This is a genomic window from uncultured Hyphomicrobium sp., assembly GCF_902826555.1.
Lineage (GTDB): Bacteria > Pseudomonadota > Alphaproteobacteria > Rhizobiales > Hyphomicrobiaceae > Hyphomicrobium_C.
This window is the reverse complement of sequence record NZ_CADEFI010000057.1, coordinates 1-15911: the sequence shown is the minus strand read 5'-3', so window position 1 is coordinate 15911 and position 15911 is coordinate 1. Positions and strand designations below refer to the sequence as shown.

The following is a 15911-nucleotide window of genomic DNA, read 5'->3' as shown; positions in this document are numbered from 1 at the left end:
GTCATGAGCGGCATGTCGCCCATGTAGACGTCCTGCTCCTTGACGTCCTTGATCGACTTGGAGCCCGTCTCCTCGTTCACATCGAACACGATCAGGCGCAGCTTGACCTTCAGCGGCGCCGAGTAGGTCATGTCACGCTGCATACACTCGTCGACGTCATACTTCGGCGGCTCGAACTCGTAGCGCACGAACTCGAGCGTCGCGCGACCCGAGAAATCGGAGATCGGAAACACGGACTTGAAGACGGCCTGCAGGCCGTGGTCGTCGGGACGGCCGCCGGGCGGCTCCTTGACCATCAGGAAGTCGTCGTAGGAGCTCTTCTGAACCTCGATGAGATTCGGCATCTCCGCGACCTCGCGGATGGAACCGAATTGCTTCCGAATACGCTTACGGCCGTTGAACGTCTCAGCCATGTCCGCTCCTCATCTCGCCGGGGTCGTGCCAGGGGGCTGCACGACCGCTCCGTCCTTCTTGCCCTGCGCCGAGGTCGCCATCCCCTGCGCTTCGTTCCGGAACGAGATCGCTTTGCGTTCTCGCCCTAGTTTTCACTGCGACCGATGATTCACGCCTCGGACTGATGGGGTCCGAAGCGCTCATGGTCTCCATCTGGACCGATGATTCACGCTTCAGGCCGATAAGGCCTGAAGCGATCATGGTCCTGAACCTCTTAAACGGCTCACCGGAGGCCCTCTGCGCGGGTAAAACCCTCGCGAGAACCTCCGGAAAACCGTCTTCGAGGCAGTCATGAGCAGGCAGTAGGCCGTCGGAGCGATCGGTGTCCCGATTGCCCAACTGCCTACTGCCCAACTGCCTTACTTCAGCTCGACGACCGCGCCCTGGTCCTCAAGCTGCTTCTTGATCTTGGCAGCCTCGTCCTTCGAGACGCCTTCCTTCACGGTCTTGCCGCCGGCCTCGACGAGGTCCTTGGCTTCCTTGAGGCCAAGGCCCGTGATGGCGCGGACTTCCTTGATCACGTTGATCTTCTTGTCGCCGCCCGACTTCAGGACAACGGTGAACTCGGTCTGCTCCTCGACTGCAGCCGCGGCGCCGCCGGCAGCGGGAGCTGCGGCAACAGCAACGGCAGCAGCAGCCGACACGCCCCACTTCTCCTCGAGAAGTTTGGCGAGCTCGGCTGCTTCGAGAACGGTCAGCTTCGACAGGTCATCAACGATCTTTGCGAGATCCGACATTGTATATAGTCCTTCCGGTTTAGCCTTCGAGAGAGGCGCTTTGTCCCAGCTTGCTCATTTCCGCTGGAAGCGCCGGTTTTCAGCAGTTCCACACTGGCGTTATGCAGCGTCGCCTTGCGATGCCTTGGCCTGGATGACGCGCGCGAGCTTTGCGCCGGGCTCTTTGACCGTGCGGGCGATTTTCGTCGCCGGCGCGTTCAAGAGACCGATCAGCTTAGCCCGGAGCTCATCAAGCGAAGGCAGTTCGGCGAGTGCTTTGACGCCGTTCGCGTCGAGGACGGAGGCACCCATCGCGCCGCCGAGGATCACGAGCTTCTCGTTCTCCTTGGCGTACTTGACGGCGACCCGGGCCGCGGCAATCGGATCCTTCGAAAAGGCCAACACGGTCGGCCCGGTGAAGAGATCGGAAATGCCTTCGGCTTTGGTGTCCTTGAGCGCGAGCTTCACCAGCTTGTTCTTGGCCACTTTGACAGATCCGCCCGCCTCTTTGACGCGCTTGCGGAAATCTGCCGATTGAGCGGCCACCATGCCGGTGTTGTGGGCGACGACGACCACGCCCGTGTCTTTCAACACGTCGTGGAGAGACGTCACGAGCGCCTTTTTTGCGGCTCTATCCACCTGCTCACTCCTGGTTGCGAAAGACCCGTTTCAGGGGCCCCTCGCGGGTTGCACCTTGCCGCAGCGCTTTCCCCGGATCGGGGATTGCTGCGACGCTCGTCCTGTCCCGACCGTCCGCAAAATAGGCGCGGCGCGGTGCTGACCCAGAAGGCTCAAACCGGAACTCGGCGCCTTGCGGCGCAAAAATCCGGGTGGTCTCCCGTCTCATGCGGGCCCTCGCGTCGCGAGGATTAAGCGTCACCGGCAAGCCGGATCGGCGCCCATCAATCTTGGACAGGTCTCCCGCCTTCTGCCCGGTGAGGCTTGGGCGAGAGATCCGCGCCGGAGGCCGAAGCCCCTCGACACGGAATTCTGTGTTTCGGACCGATGCTTCACGCCGCGGACCGATGGGGTCCCCGGCGATCGTGGTCCTTGCCGCCGCGGCTTACGCCGCGGGCGTCGCCGCGACGACGGTTCCGGTGTCGATCTTGACGCCCGGCCCCATGGTCGAGGAGAGCGACACCTTCTTGATGTACGTGCCCTTGGAGCCCGCGGGCTTGGCCTTGGACACGGCGTCGACAAACGCACGAATGTTCTCGACCAGGGCCTGCTCCGTGAAGCTCGCCTTGCCGACGCCGGCGTGGACGATGCCGGCCTTCTCGACGCGGAACTCGACCGAGCCGCCCTTGGCGCCCTTGACGGCCGTGGCGACGTCCATGGTCACCGTGCCGACGCGCGGGTTCGGCATCAGGCCACGGGGGCCGAGGACCTTACCGAGACGGCCGACGAGGCCCATCATGTCGGGCGTGGCAATGCAGCGGTCGAAGTTGATGGTGCCCTTGGACACGATGTCGACCAGGTCCTCGGCGCCGACGACATCGGCACCGGCGGCCTTGGCCTCCTCGGCCTTGGGACCGCGTGCGAACACGGCAACGCGCGCCGTACGGCCGGAGCCGTTGGGCAGGTTGCAGACGCCGCGGACCATCTGGTCGGCGTGCTTCGGATCGACGCCGAGATTCATGGCGACCTCGATCGTCTCGTCGAACTTCGCCTTGGCGCGCGACTTGACGAGACGGACGGCCTCGTCGACGCCATAGGCCTTGTTGGCGTTGATGCCCTTCTGGATCTCGGCGTTGCGCTTGCCGCCAGCGAGACGCGTGGCAGCGATCTGCTCGGCAGAGACGGATGCCTTCTTGGCTGTTGCTTCTTTCGCCATGTCTCTACTCCACCACCTTGAGGCCCATCGAGCGGGCGGAGCCAGCGATCGTCTTCGTGGCCTGATCCAGATTGTCGGTGTTCATGTCCTTGATCTTCAGCTTCGCGATGTCGCGCAGCTGCGCCATGGTGATGGACCCCGCAACGTCGCGGCCCGGCGCCTTCGAGCCCGAGCCCGGCTTGCCGGTGGGCTTCATGCCTGCCGCTTTCTTGATGAGATAGGTCGCCGGCGGCGTCCGCATCTCGAAGGTGAAGGAGCGGTCCGAATAGACCGTGATCTTCACCGGAATCGGTGTACCCTGCTCGAGGTCCTTCGTCTTGGCGTTGAAGGACTTGCAGAATTCCATAATGTTGACGCCGCGCTGGCCAAGCGCAGGGCCGATCGGCGGAGACGGATTGGCCGCTCCCGCCGGGACCTGAAGGTTGATGTAGCCGTCGATCTTCTTTGCCATCGTATCCCCTAAGTTCTCGGGAAGACTCGTGCTTCCCAGGGTTAGCGGTCAGCGGGTCTCTGCTTGCGCTCGTACCCTCCCGCGGATTTGAGCGGATTTGCCGGTCAGCCCAGCTCCTCCGCCCTCGACCGGCGCTGCAATCGCGCCGGAAGCTCTCGAATTCCGTTGTCGCCTAAGCGGGCACCTTCTCCACCTGTCCAAATTCCAGCTCGACCGGTGTCTTGCGGCCGAAGATCGAGACGCCCACCTTGAGGCGCGAACGCTCGCCGTCCACTTCCTCGACCTCGCCCTGGAAGGAGGCGAAGGGACCGTCGACCACCTTCACCTGCTCGCCTACCTCGTAGATGATCGAAGGCTTCGGGCGCTCGACGCCTTCCTTCACCTGGTTGAGGATGCGGGCGGCCTCGTCGTCAGAGATCGGGATCGGCTTGTTGTCGGCCCCCAGAAAGCCCGTCACCTTCGGCGTGTTCTTGATGAGGACGAACGCGGCGTCCGTCATCTCCATGTTGACCAGCACGTAGCCCGGCAGAAATTTGCGCTCAGCCTGCACCTTGCGACCGCGCTTTACTTCCACGACCTCCTCGGTCGGCACCACCACCTCGTCGAACAGATGGTCGATCCCGGCCGACCGCGCGCGCTCCTTGATGGCATCAGCCACCTTGCGCTCGAAGTTGGTGTAGGCGTGAACGATGTACCAGCGCTTGGCCATTCTCAAATCGTCTTTCGTGTCGTGCCGTCGCGAGGGGGCGCCCGCGAGCCGGCTCTCTTGCCCGACGCTCAAGCGCCGAGCCCAAGCACCCAGTTGACCACGCGCCCAAGCACCTGATCCGTAATGAGGAAAAACACCGAAGCCAGAGCCACCATGACGAGGACCATGAGCGTGGTAATCCACACTTCCTTCCACGTTGGCCAGGTGACTTTGGAAACCTCCTGCCGTACCTCTTGGACAAATTCGAACGGATTGAACTTCGACATCAAAACCGCTTCCTGAGCGCCATGCGACAAATTGACGCATCCCCTGCCCTTGGGGTGCGTTGCTGAGCGGGACCAGGCGCCCTCTTCACTGGTCCACTCCAAAACACCTCATGGCAGGGGAGGAGGGTCTCGAACCCCCAGCCTTCGGTTTTGGAGACCGACGCTCTGCCAATTGAGCTACTCCCCTATCGCACGGCTCATACACGCCTTATCGACGCGAAAGGCGCACATGCCTAATGCGGGGGCGGCATCCTTAGCCGAACTTTTTAGGTTTGTCACCGCCTGAAGACGACTTTATTGCGGCGGACACGCATAATCTTTGGCTTTGCACCGAAGTCTTATTCCGGAACGGGCCCGGAGGCCCCGGATATCGGTGCGCGGGCTCGATTTACAAGTCGGTTTTCTCAACCACGACGGCGGTCCCGTAGGCCAATACCTCAGTAACTGCCGAGGCGATTTCGTTGGCGTCGTAGCGCATGCCGAGGATGGCATTGGCGCCCGCCTCCTCCGCATGCTGGACCAGGAGCTCGTAGGCTTCCTTGCGGGTCTGCTCGGCGAGCTTTGTGTAGACGGAAATGTTGCCGCCGAAGAGGATCTGGATGGAGGCGCCGATGTTGCCGACGACGCTCCTCGATCGGACCGTGAGGCCGCGCACAATGCCGAGGTGCTTCACGACCCGATAGCCCTCGAGTTCGTTGGTCGTAGTGACGAGCATTCCGAGCCCCCGCTGAGTTGCCGGGCGACGATACGGAATTTCACAAACGACGCATAGATCGGAAAGAGATCCGGCGTCGAACGTTGAACAGGAGCGGGCGAGCGGCCGCGTATCTCGCGGCGGCAGAGGTGTCACCCTCTTGGCCTCCGCGAGCGCCTCCTCAGCATCCTCTGCACGGCGCGGCAGCGCACTGTCGAGATGCTCGAGCGAGTAGCCCATCCTGTGCAACGTCTCGAGCACTGGCGAGGATCAGATGTTTGACGGAGTAGGTGCCTTGGCGTATCCACAAACCAATTTCGCGCAGTCGGATAGACGCAATCCAAGGTGAGATAAATGTCGCAGGAGCAGGTAGCGAAGGCGTTCGGCTACAAGTGGACCCACGACAAAGACTGGGGGATGTCCGGCTCTACCGCCGAAGAGTTCGAAAAGTGGTTCCTGCCTCTGATGGGGTTCCGGGACAACCTAGAGTACAAGAGCTACTTCAATCAGTTTCGGCGCGTCTTGGACGCTGGATGCGGCAACGGCCGCGAGACGCGCAAGATTGCGCAGCTATGCCCCGAGACGCACGTCACGGGCATCGATGTGTCGGATGCTGTCCAATCAGCGATTGCTCACACAGCTGACCTGCCCAACGTCACCATCCGCCAGGTCGACATCATGTCGGCGGACATGCCGGAGTCGTTCGACAGCATCATTTCGCTCGGCGTTCTCCATCACACGCCAGACACGAAGCGCTCTCTGGCCAAGCTGGCGTCGATGTTGGCGCCCGCCGGCGAGATCATCGTAAGCGTGTATCGAAAAAAGGCGCCAATGCGGGAATTCGCGGACGACCACATCCGGGAAGAGCTGCAAAAATTTACGCCCGAGGAAGCTTGGCGTGAGATGGAAAGCCTCACCCAGTTGGGCAAAGCACTTTCCGACCTCAAGGCGAAGATCACGATACCCCAGGTGTCGACGTTGGGGCTAGAGGCCGGAACCCACGACTTGCAGCGGCTGATCTACTACAATTTCTTCAAATGCTACTGGCGGGACTCTTTCAGCTGGAAAGAGAACGTACATGTGAATTACGACTGGTATTATCCGAAGTTCGCATGGCGACATACCATCGAGGAGGTTCGCGGCTGGCTTGAGGAACTCAATCTCGAAGAGATCATGCTCAATGCCGACCAGTCGCAGATCTGTTTCCGGGCACGTCGACCGATGTAAAGCAGCAAGGGGGTCGCACCGCTTCAGACGGCGTGTGATCCGTGGTAGCGTCCGCCCCGCAAAAAGCGGGGGCTAATCAATGCGGTTGTTCTATTTTTCTGGCGGTCCGCGTGAACGCGTCCTTCATCGCCTCGTCGAGGACGGACACGAGATCGCCGCCGTCTACGTCAACAACCCAGAGAAATATCCGAAGGTCACGCCGACCATCGACGCGGCGCGCGGCTATGGGCTCGACGTGAACATCATCCGTCGCGCCGACCTGCCGAACGTTGCCGAGATCGTCCGAGACGAGGTGTGCCTGAGCGTCGGGTTCAACACGCTGCTGCCGCCGTTCGTTCTCGATGCGGCGAAAGTGTTTCTCAACGTGCACGGCACTCTCCTGCCGCGCTATCGCGGGGGCACCGCGCCGTGGATGATCGAGCGAGGAGACACCGAAAACGGAATCACCGTCCACGCCCTGGATGCCGGGCTCGACACCGGGCCAATCGTGACACAACGCAGCTATCCTATCGGCCCCTTCGATACGTGGCGCTCAATCCAACGCCGGGGCCTTGAAATCGAGCCCGACGTCGTCTGTGAGGCGCTTGCGCTCTACGAGCAGCACGGCGACGAATGCCTCAAGCCACAGTCCGAATTTGTCGATCCGGAACTACCGAACCGCATCGTTTCCGAGCACGCCAAGCTCGACCCGTCCAGGCCCCTCGTCGAGCTCATCGATCAAATCCGCTCATGGGATGCCGACGCCGCCCCCGCCTACTTCATACACCATGGCGAGCGGGTCTGCGTGAAGCTGTGGCGTCCCGACAAGCCCTCCAGCGAGGGCGACATGATCTGAGGGCTGCATGCGAAAATTGAAGCGCACACCCGTACTGACGCGGGAAGCCTGCGTCGTGACGCTGCTGGAGGCCGAAACGGCAGCCGTCACTGAGCAGACTAGCGACGGCGGTTCGCTACGCCAAGGCTAAGTGGTGGAGCGGGTGAAGGGAATCGAACCCTCGTATTCAGCTTGGAAGGCTGCTGCTCTACCATTGAGCTACACCCGCGTTCCAGGATGGGCGTTCTAGCCGATTTTCCCCCTCCGTCAAACCGGCAAACTCGGGGCCACCCGGAAATGCGCCGCCCGATCACAATCCCAGCAGCCCGGCGGCCCAAACGAGGACGACGGCCGTCAAGACGGCGGCCAGGAAACCCAGCGCGATGCGCACGCCGTCCGCTACGCGCCCCTTGAGCAGGCGATCCGCGACCGCCGGAACGAGGACCACCGCGGCTCCCAACAGCATGTAGAACACTACGCCGTGCTCCATGGAGCTACTTTATGTTCTGCCCGCCTCCGGTGTCCACAACCGCCTGACCGCCTTGATCGCGCTCCATCACGCGCTATGTTGGGAGCGCGAGGCCACGACCTCCCCCGCCATGGGCATCACTCCGGGACGACCCGGACAACATGGAGGAGGTCGCCGATGCTGGCCTGGATCTATCTTCTTCTCGCCGGTGTTCTCGAAATCGTCTGGGCGCTTGCGATGAAGCAGTCCGACGGCTTCACGCGGCTCGTGCCGACCGTCATCACGATCACCGCACTGCTGGCGAGCCTCGTGCTGCTGGCGCTGGCCATGAAGTCGCTGCCGCTTGGCACCGCCTATCCCGTGTGGACGGGGATCGGGGCGATCGGCGCATTCGTCGTCGGCGTATTGCTTCTCGGCGAGCCGCTGCAGGCGCTGCGCGCCGGCGCCGCGGCGATGATCCTCGCCGGGTTGGTGCTGATGAAGCTCGCCTGATCGATAAAAAATGGACACCTCGACCTTCGCCGAGGTGTCCAGGTAACCCGCAGGGCTCAGTCCTGCGGGAGGGGGACGCCAACTCGTACCGTGACGCCATTCCATGAGGTGGTGCCGCGTTTACATGCGAACGCGCTTCTTCTCCGGATCGTAGAACGGGAACGGGACGACGGTCGCTTTCAGGCGCTTCTGCTGCCCATCGAGACGGCCAACCTCAAGCTTGGCGTCGAGTGCCGAATGCGTGACGTCCACGCGCGCGAACGCGAGCGTCTTCTTCAAAAGCGGAGAGCGCATGGCACTGGTCACGATGCCGACTTGCGCGCGCCCGACGAAGACAGGATCGCCGTGAGACGGCTTCTCGTTGCCGGCAATCTCAAGCCCCACGAGCTTGCGCAGCGGGTTGGCGCGGCGCTTCTCGAGCGCGGCCTTGCCGATGTAGTCCTCCTCTTTCTTCGCGGGCACGGTGAAGGCGATGCCGGCCTCGAAGGGATCGGTGGTGGTGTCGAAGTCGTGACCGCCGAAGACGAGACCCGCCTCGATGCGCACCATGTCGAGGGCGTCGAAGCCGAACGGTTGCAGGCCCAGCGGCTTGCCAACCTCCATAATGGCGTCCCAGACCTTCGGCGCGTCCTTGGGATGACAAAAGACCTCGTAGCCCAGCTCGCCAGTGTAGCCGGTGCGGGAGACGAGCACGGGGATGCCGGCGACACCACCGATGCGTCCAATGGTGAAGCGGAAGAGACCCAGCTCATCGATGGTCGGGCGGCCCGGCGGCGTGCCGACAACCTGGCGCAGGATCTCGCGCGACTTGGGGCCCTGAACCGCCACGTTGTGGACCTCAGACGTCGCCGTCTTGAGATTGAGGTTCAAGCCCGACTTCGCCGCCTGCTCCTTTAGCCAGATCAGACTCGCGTCGTCGCCGCCGATCCAGCGGAAGTTGTTCTCGCCAAGCCGGAACAGCGTGCCGTCGTCGACCATGCCGCCGTGCTCGTAGCACATGGTGGTGTAGAACACCTGGCCGACGGACAGCTTCCTCACGTCACGCGTGACGATGCCCTGCAGGAACTGCTCCGAGTCGGGACCCAGCACCTCCATCTTGCGCAGCGGCGAGAGGTCCATGATGACGGCCTTCTCGCGGCACGCCCAGTACTCCTCGATGGCGCCGGCATTGGCGAAATGGTGCGGCACCCAGAAGCCGCGATACTCGCCGAAGGCGCGCGTCAGCGCGGACGTGCGCGGGTGGAAGCCGCTCTCGCGGGTGAGTTGCAGGGGAGCGTCTGGGGACATTCTGTATCCGATCGAACGTTTGAAAGGTGTGTCCTTCGCGTAGACCCGGACCTGGATCTCGGTGAGGTGCCAGCCGTTGGAGGCGTCGATGTCCGACGGACATGACGAGGCGGCGCAGACGAGATCGGTCAGCGCGCGCATGACCACGTAGTCGCCGGGGCGGGACCACGGCTCGTCGGACCAGATGTGGTTATGGCTGTCGACGTTGGTGTTGTAGAAGAAGTTGATGGCCGGCCAGCCGCTCAACGCGCTGATGGGCGTGTAGGACTTGAGCGTGCCGTTGAAGTTGTCCGTGCAGTTCGGGTGACCGAAGTAGCCCATGTCCTCGTAGTAGCGCGTCGTGCAGGCGAGGTTGAACGTGTCGTGACGGCCGACGGTGTCCTGCACGATCTCGACCAGCGCGTTGCGATCCTTGTCGAAGAACTTGGAATGCAGACCCGGCGCGGGATAGGCGGCGCCGTTGAGCGTGCGCGTGGTCACCGAGTCGAGGCCCTGCTCGCGTCCCTCATCCAGCGCCTTGCGGTTGAAGGCCAGGAAGTCGGAGCATTGGCGGCCCTGGACATCGATGATCTGGATGTACTCGCCTTCGTAGACCTCGAAGCTTTCGGCGCTCGCGATGTTGACGAGGATATCGAGACGCGGCTCGGCCAACGGGTCCGGCAGTCGCGCCGTGTTGAGGAGGCGTGGGTTGGCGCGCTGGATGAAGATCAGGACGTCGCTCGGCGGCGTCTGGTCCCAGACGACCATGGGCTCGGCGGGGGCGCCGAACACGACAAAGACGCTGCGCTCGGCTTCGAGCGTCACGATCTCGCCCGGGCCTGCATCGGGTGTGAGCACGTGCGCGGCCTTGGCGCGGCCGAGATCCAATCCGCGCCGATAGAGGCCGAAGCGGACACGCGCCGCGTCCTCGCCGTCGGCCTCGAGCGCGCGTTGAATTCCGGCCGGCTTGGCCATGCCTTTGAGGCCGAGCGCCCCGAGGTCGCTCTTTCCCTTCGCGCCGAACACGGCCACCTCGACAGGCTGGCCGCCTTCGAGGGACGCAAGCTCGATGCGGTCGCCCGCATCGAGCTCGAAAGCGGCGGTGCCGCCGCCTTTCATGACGTAGCGCTCGACGCCCGGGTCGAGTGCTGCTTTCCCCGGCACGAAAATCCGAGGCTTCACTGGTGACGTGAGTATGGTCGCGCTCATGACGTCCTCGTTGCAAGGGCGCTCGCTTCAGGAATGCTGCAGGATGCCGGCCACGCTTTACGCGCAGCCGGCATTTTCAGCCCAGCACCCGATGGCGATCGGCTACTCAGCCGCGGCCTTGGTTCCCGGCTGGTTGAGGAAGGCTTCCATCGAGTCGTCGAGAGCTTTCATCCACGGCGTGTGATGGACGGGCGCCACCGTGCCGGTGAGCAAGGAGCGGTGCGACTGATCGCGATAGGTCAAGATGTTATCCATCTTGTGATGCTCCCACTCCTTGAACATCTTGGCGACACCATCGACGTCGAGGCGCGGGTAGTCGGTGGGGGCGATGAGGTCGCGGACGTACTCGGTCTGGAAGTCGATAGCCTGCGAAGGGTCTTCTACAGCCTCTTCCAGCTTGATCCATTTCTGGATGTCGGCGGCCATCTCATCGTACTTCGGCAGTTTGATGCGGCCGAGCACGACGTCGCGTGCGTACCACGCCTGCGCATCGAACATGTTAAAGGTGTAGAATTGGTCCTGCATGCCGATGAACATCAGCTTCGGATTGCCCCACCAGAAGATGCCCTTGTAGACGCTCGGCGGATAGAGACGGTTGCGCGTCTTGAGGCGCAGGCTGTCCTCCAGGAAAGGGTGATGGTGCAGATAGCCCGTGCACAGGATGATGGCATCGATGTCTTTCTTGGTGCCGTCCTTGAAGTAGCACGTCTTGCCTTCGACTTTCTCCAGCAGCGGACGCTCAGAGAAGCTCTCCGGCCAATTGAAACCCATCGCGCGCGTGCGATAGGAGAAGGTGACGGATTTGGCGCCGTATTTGTGGCACTGGATGCCGATGTCTTCCGACGAATAGCTCGCGCCGACGCACAGCACGTCCTTGCCGGCAAACTCATCCGCCGAGCGGAAGTCATGCGAATGCAGGACGCGGCCGGGGAACTTGGCAAGACCTGGAAAGTCCGGAATGTTCGGCACCGAGAAGTGACCGCTGGCGCAGAACACGTAGTCGAATTCATCAGACGATAATGTGTCCTGCACCAGATCCTTGACCGTGACCGTGAACTTCTCGGTCTTCGGATTGTAGGACACCCAACGGACGGCGTGATTGAGCTTGATGTAGTGCGAGATGCCGTTCCGCTCGATACGACCCTTGATATAGTCGTGCAGCACGGCGCGCGGCGGAAACGACGGGATCGGGCGGCCAAAGTGCTCCTCGAAGGAATAGTCCGAGAACTCGAGGCACTCCTTGGGGCCGTTCGACCACAGGTAGCGGTACATGCTGGCGTGAACGGGCTCGCCATATTCGTCCGTGCCGGTGCGCCACGTATAGTTCCAGATGCCGCCGCTATCCGCCTGGCGCTCGTAACAGACGATTTCCGGGATGGTTGCGCCCTTGAGGCGTGCACTTTCGAACGCACGTAGAACCGCGAGTCCGCTCGGCCCGGCGCCGATAACTGCAATGCGTTGACTGGACATTCTCTTTCCTTCCTAACTCTTGTCGGCCTTGTTCGATGAGAACGGGAGCGCGGGCCCTATTTGGGATGCGTGCGCTGGCGCAGCGGATCGTAGAACGGCATCCGGACTACGGTCGCGGGCCACTCGCCTTTGTCGTGCACGACGACCTCGGTCCCGAGCTTGGTGTAGCCCGGCTCGATCTGGGCCATCGCGAGCGATTTCATGAGATGCTTCGAGTAGGTCGTGCTCGTCACGACGCCGACCTGCTTGCCTCCGACCGTGATCTTGGACAGCGGCTCGATGGCGCGATCAGAGTCGACCTCCAGACCGGTGATGAACGAGCGCTCCTTGCCCTTCTTGGCGGCAACCGCGCTCTTGCCGACGAAGTCCGGCTTCGAGAGATCGACCGTCCAATCGGCCTTAACCTCCCACGGCGTGGTGTCGCCATGCGTCATGTCGAAGGGGAAGAACAGGAGACCGCCTTCCACGCGCACGATGTCGAGGGAGGCCCAGGAAACGGGAATGACGCCCTTCTCCTTGCCGACCTCGAGGATCTTGTCCCAGATGTAGTGCGCGTCCGCCGCCGAGCAGAAGACCTCATAGCCGCGCTCAGCCGAGTAGCCGCCGCGGGCGAGGCTGACGGACTTGCCGAACAGCGTCGTCTTGGCGTGGTTGAAATAAGGAAGGGCGGCGAGATCGAGCGGCGTGTGCGGGGCCAGCACCTCGAGTGCGACCGGACCCTGCAGCGACAGAATGTGCACGTCGTTGTCGCGCTTGACCGATACGTCGAATTTCGAGGCAACCGCAGGCAGGGCCTCCTCCAGCGCGCCGCCGCCGTGCGACAGGCGATACTCGTTGGGGCCATCGACGTAGACGAGCACGTCGTCGATCAGCGCGCCGTCCGCGTTGACGATGTTCGAGATGTGGGAATCGCCCGTCTTGGCCTTGGAGATGTCGGAGGTCAGGAAGTAGTTGAGGAACTTCAGCGCGTCAGGCCCGGTGACGTTCAGGATCTTGAGCGCCGTCACCTCGATCAAGCCGGCCTTGGAGCGGATGACCGTGACCTCGTCGTACGGATCGGTGGCGTAGTTCTGCGGGATCGGCATGTCGTTCCATGACGTCGTCGTCATGTCGGCGCCAAGCGCGATGTGGCGGTCGTTCAGAACCGATTGCCTCGTTTCCTTGCTCAGGGTCATGGAAGATACCTCCCGGCTGATTGCTGTTTTGATGTTTGCTCTGCGGATTTTGTGAAATCGAAATGGCCCCTCGCGGCGTCAGTCCGGACCGAAGCCGGGCGACGTCGGCGCGCCGTCGTCGTACGTCTTGAGCCAGTCGATGGTCATCTGGCGGTAGCGCGAGAGGCCCTTGTAGTCGGCGATCTCGGGCGGCAACGTTTCAAGCACGCGCGGCAGCCTGCGGCCCCACTTCGGCACCGTCACCAGCTCTCTCATCTTGATCAGGTAGCAGCGGATCGAGAACAGGATGGCATTCGAGCGCGGCAGCCGCCAAAGGCCCTGCAGCTCGACGCGGAGATGGACCTTGTCGCCGACGTTCTCGGGCGTCACAGTCGTGCGGTCGATGCCCCACTTGTGATAGTTCTCGGGGCTGGTATCGAGGCGCGAGTTGATGGTCATGGTCCAGTTGAGGCGCCGGACCGGGCGGCCGACCTGCAGGTTGAGCAGGAACTTCAGCGCGCGCTCGAAGACGCCTTTCTCGTGGGCGAGCGGCACGGGTCCGTGCCATTCGAAGAAGTTCATGCCGATGTCGAAATCGAGCGACCAGTCGGCCTGCGTGGTGATGAGGCCGGCATCCATGTAGAGCTGGCCGTCGCGCTGATCCTGGATCGAGAAGTCGCCCTGGCATTGGCGCCCGATGTATTCCATCGGCTCGTAGGGCAGCGTCTTGTGATCGCCGAAGGTGAACTTCTGGTCGATGCCGAGCGGGCGGTTGATCCAGTGCCAGCGGTCGCCGTCGCGCGTGAGCGTGAAATGCTCCGGGTAGTCATGCGCCATCGAGGTCATGAGCAGCTCGAGCATGTCCCACTGAGCGGTCATCATGTGCGGAAGGGCCTGGCAGCGGCCGGGATCGGCGGCGAGTACCAGCTCGCGATCGCGCATCTCGGAGACGTAGTGCTCGTCGATGTCGATCGGGAACTCGTAGACGCTTCCTTTCGGACCAAGCACGTGCGGCTCGATATTGACCGCATACATGTACTTGTCCTCGTGGAACGGGAACGGAAAGCGCCGGATCGACTCCGGGCTGTTCGAGAACGTGAAGTCGTCCCGGAACGTCTCTTGCTTGAATGCCAGCACCATGTCGTTGTCTCCCAGGATGCGAAGTCTCGAAGCGTTCAAAGGTCGAGCGTGATGGAGTCCCCCGAAATGCGGGACATGCAGATCATGATCTTCTTGCCGGACGCCTTCTCGGCGTCGGTCAGATAATGGTCGTTGTGCTCGATGTAGCCGTCGCAAGCCGAAACGCCGGTCTCGCACTGACCACAGGCACCGCCGCGGCACAGGAATGGCGCATCGATCCCCTCCTGCTCGAGTGCCTCGAGGATGCTCTGGTGGCCACCGACCGTGATCTCGCGCTCCGAACGCGCGAGCTTGACGGCGAATGGCTTACCGGCTGGCGGAGCCGCAAACTGCTCGGAGTGGATATTCTCGTCGGGCCAGCCGGCCAGCGTCGCCGTGCGCAGCGCCCAATCGATCATGGGCTTTGGGCCGCAAACGTACACGTGCGCGCCAAGCGGCTGACTGCCGAGCACGCGCTCCAGCGGAACCAGCTCGCCATTGTCCTGCGCATAGACGTGGATGCGCGAACCGTAGTGCGTCTGCAGCAGCCTGCAATACGCGCCCTCGCCCAGCGATCGCACTCCGTAGTGCAGCTCAAAGTCCGCACCCAGCGCGTCGAGCTCGCTCATCATCGACATGAACGGCGTAATGCCGATGCCGCCGGCCACGAGGATGTGCTTGCGTGCGAGCTTCGCCGGGGGGAACAAATTCAACGGCTCGCTGATCTGAAGCTCCGTGCCGACCTCAACACGGTCGTGCATGAAGTGCGAGCCGCCGCGGGAGTCGTCGACCTTGAGCACGCTGATCTGGTAGCTCGACGGATCGGTCGGGCTGCCCATCAGGGAGTAAGGATTGCGGATCAGCCGGTCGGGCGACTGCATGCAAACGGTGATATGCGAGCCGCCGGAAAATTCGGACAAGGGACGGCCGTCAGTGCTCACCAAGCGAAAGCGCTTGATGCGGCTCGCAACAGGCTCGATCTCGGCAACGCGCACGCGGCGCAGGAACGAAGCTGTCATTGAAACTCCACCTTCGGTTCGGGCCTCTCTTGGGGAGCCTCGGCGTTGATGCAGACGCCCTGAAACGCCGCGAGGCGCCGCGAATAATGATCGCGCACCATCAGAAGTAGTCCGCATTGAGCGCACGTCACGGGGTTGGTGGTGACGTTCTCGGTCATACCCTTGCAGTGGACGCACTGGACGCGGCGCTTGAGCGAGCCGCGATGCTCGGTGCGAACGGACAGCGGGTCGATGAAGTTGTCGATGCCGGCCTGAACCACCGAGCCGATCAGCGGCTCCGTGCCGGCCGCGTAAAGGCGCAGCCCCATGGTCGCGGATGAAAGAATGTCGTTCAAACGAGCAATGGCTGCCGCAAGGTTGGCCACGACCTCCACCTTGGCGGGCTGGAGACGCTGCACGAGGGCACTGCTTTCTTGTCCGACCGTCCCTTCGGGCGCGAGCACGACCGTGGTGCGGCGTGCGAATTCATCGTCGGCCCGGGCCAGAAGCTCGATCACGGCTTCCGTGCCGCCGGCATCGCACACGATGGTGTTGATGCGGGCATAAGGG

At 62.7% G+C, this 15911-nt stretch carries 17 protein-coding genes, 2 tRNA genes and 1 pseudogene; 3 read left to right on the top strand and 17 right to left on the bottom strand.

Features of this window, described 5'->3' with window-relative positions; genetic code table 11:
- From QZV93_RS16615 to QZV93_RS16575, 9 genes and pseudogenes are all read right to left on the bottom strand, one after another.
- A pseudogene (locus QZV93_RS16615) lies at positions 1 to 413 on the bottom strand (DNA-directed RNA polymerase subunit beta); the annotation flags it as partial.
- A 399-nt stretch (positions 414 to 812) separates the two neighbouring features.
- Positions 813 to 1190: a 50S ribosomal protein L7/L12 gene (rplL, locus tag QZV93_RS16610; protein ID WP_295559742.1), complete on the bottom strand. Its 378-nt coding sequence runs from the start codon at positions 1188 to 1190 to the stop codon at positions 813 to 815.
- A 99-nt stretch (positions 1191 to 1289) separates the two neighbouring features.
- On the bottom strand, positions 1290 to 1808 hold the full coding sequence (rplJ, locus tag QZV93_RS16605; protein WP_295559741.1) for a 50S ribosomal protein L10: 519 nt from the start codon (positions 1806 to 1808) through the stop codon (positions 1290 to 1292).
- 424 nt (positions 1809 to 2232) lie between these two features.
- Positions 2233 to 3003, bottom strand: coding sequence for a 50S ribosomal protein L1 (rplA, locus tag QZV93_RS16600; protein ID WP_295559740.1), 771 nt, complete (start codon positions 3001 to 3003; stop codon positions 2233 to 2235).
- Positions 3004 to 3007: 4 nt separating this feature from the next.
- The gene (gene rplK / locus QZV93_RS16595) at positions 3008 to 3454 is read right to left on the bottom strand and encodes a 50S ribosomal protein L11 (protein ID WP_295559739.1); all 447 of its coding nucleotides are present in this window, start codon (positions 3452 to 3454) and stop codon (positions 3008 to 3010) included.
- Between the two features lie 172 nt (positions 3455 to 3626).
- Positions 3627 to 4163, bottom strand: a complete 537-nt coding sequence (gene nusG, locus QZV93_RS16590; protein ID WP_295559738.1) for a transcription termination/antitermination protein NusG — start codon at positions 4161 to 4163, stop codon at positions 3627 to 3629.
- A 68-nt stretch (positions 4164 to 4231) separates the two neighbouring features.
- Entirely contained in the window at positions 4232 to 4429 is a 198-nt protein-coding gene (secE, locus tag QZV93_RS16585) for a preprotein translocase subunit SecE (protein ID WP_295559737.1), read from the bottom strand.
- Between the two features lie 111 nt (positions 4430 to 4540).
- A tRNA-Trp gene (locus QZV93_RS16580) sits at positions 4541 to 4616 on the bottom strand.
- A 201-nt stretch (positions 4617 to 4817) separates the two neighbouring features.
- Positions 4818 to 5144, bottom strand: a complete 327-nt coding sequence (locus QZV93_RS16575) for a YbjQ family protein (RefSeq protein WP_295559736.1) — start codon at positions 5142 to 5144, stop codon at positions 4818 to 4820.
- Between the two features lie 333 nt (positions 5145 to 5477).
- On the opposite strand from QZV93_RS16575, the gene QZV93_RS16570 reads away from it, so the two are divergent.
- Both QZV93_RS16570 and QZV93_RS16565 read left to right on the top strand, forming a co-directional pair.
- Positions 5478 to 6350, top strand: coding sequence for a class I SAM-dependent methyltransferase (locus tag QZV93_RS16570; protein WP_295559735.1), 873 nt, complete (start codon positions 5478 to 5480; stop codon positions 6348 to 6350).
- 79 nt (positions 6351 to 6429) lie between these two features.
- Positions 6430 to 7185, top strand: coding sequence for a formyltransferase family protein (locus QZV93_RS16565; protein WP_295559734.1), 756 nt, complete (start codon positions 6430 to 6432; stop codon positions 7183 to 7185).
- 134 nt (positions 7186 to 7319) lie between these two features.
- On the opposite strand, the gene QZV93_RS16560 is transcribed toward QZV93_RS16565, so the two are convergent.
- Positions 7320 to 7393, bottom strand: a tRNA-Gly gene (locus tag QZV93_RS16560).
- 81 nt (positions 7394 to 7474) lie between these two features.
- A complete protein-coding gene (locus QZV93_RS16555; RefSeq protein WP_295559733.1) occupies positions 7475 to 7654 on the bottom strand; it encodes a hypothetical protein in 180 nt (59 codons plus the stop codon).
- A gap of 159 nt (positions 7655 to 7813) precedes the next feature.
- Between QZV93_RS16555 and QZV93_RS16550 the strand changes: the two genes are divergently transcribed.
- Positions 7814 to 8125, top strand: coding sequence for a multidrug efflux SMR transporter (locus QZV93_RS16550; protein ID WP_295559744.1), 312 nt, complete (start codon positions 7814 to 7816; stop codon positions 8123 to 8125).
- Positions 8126 to 8245: 120 nt separating this feature from the next.
- Here QZV93_RS16550 and QZV93_RS16545 read toward each other — a convergent pair whose 3' ends face one another.
- From QZV93_RS16545 to QZV93_RS16520, 6 genes are all read right to left on the bottom strand, one after another.
- Entirely contained in the window at positions 8246 to 10600 is a 2355-nt protein-coding gene (locus QZV93_RS16545) for an aminomethyltransferase family protein (RefSeq protein WP_295559732.1), read from the bottom strand.
- Between the two features lie 102 nt (positions 10601 to 10702).
- Positions 10703 to 12070 carry an NAD(P)/FAD-dependent oxidoreductase gene (locus tag QZV93_RS16540; protein ID WP_295559731.1) on the bottom strand — a complete coding sequence of 456 codons (1368 nt, stop codon included), beginning with the start codon at positions 12068 to 12070 and terminating at the stop codon, positions 10703 to 10705.
- A 56-nt stretch (positions 12071 to 12126) separates the two neighbouring features.
- Positions 12127 to 13245: an aminomethyltransferase family protein gene (locus tag QZV93_RS16535; protein WP_295559730.1), complete on the bottom strand. Its 1119-nt coding sequence runs from the start codon at positions 13243 to 13245 to the stop codon at positions 12127 to 12129.
- A 78-nt stretch (positions 13246 to 13323) separates the two neighbouring features.
- Positions 13324 to 14364, bottom strand: a complete 1041-nt coding sequence (locus QZV93_RS16530) for a DUF3445 domain-containing protein (protein WP_295559729.1) — start codon at positions 14362 to 14364, stop codon at positions 13324 to 13326.
- A 35-nt stretch (positions 14365 to 14399) separates the two neighbouring features.
- Positions 14400 to 15362, bottom strand: a complete 963-nt coding sequence (locus tag QZV93_RS16525) for a PDR/VanB family oxidoreductase (protein ID WP_295559728.1) — start codon at positions 15360 to 15362, stop codon at positions 14400 to 14402.
- Positions 15359 to 15898, bottom strand: coding sequence for a dimethylamine monooxygenase subunit DmmA family protein (locus QZV93_RS16520; protein ID WP_295559743.1), 540 nt, complete (start codon positions 15896 to 15898; stop codon positions 15359 to 15361). Before QZV93_RS16520 ends, QZV93_RS16525 begins: the two co-directional genes overlap by 4 nt.
- Positions 15899 to 15911 lie beyond the last annotated feature (13 nt).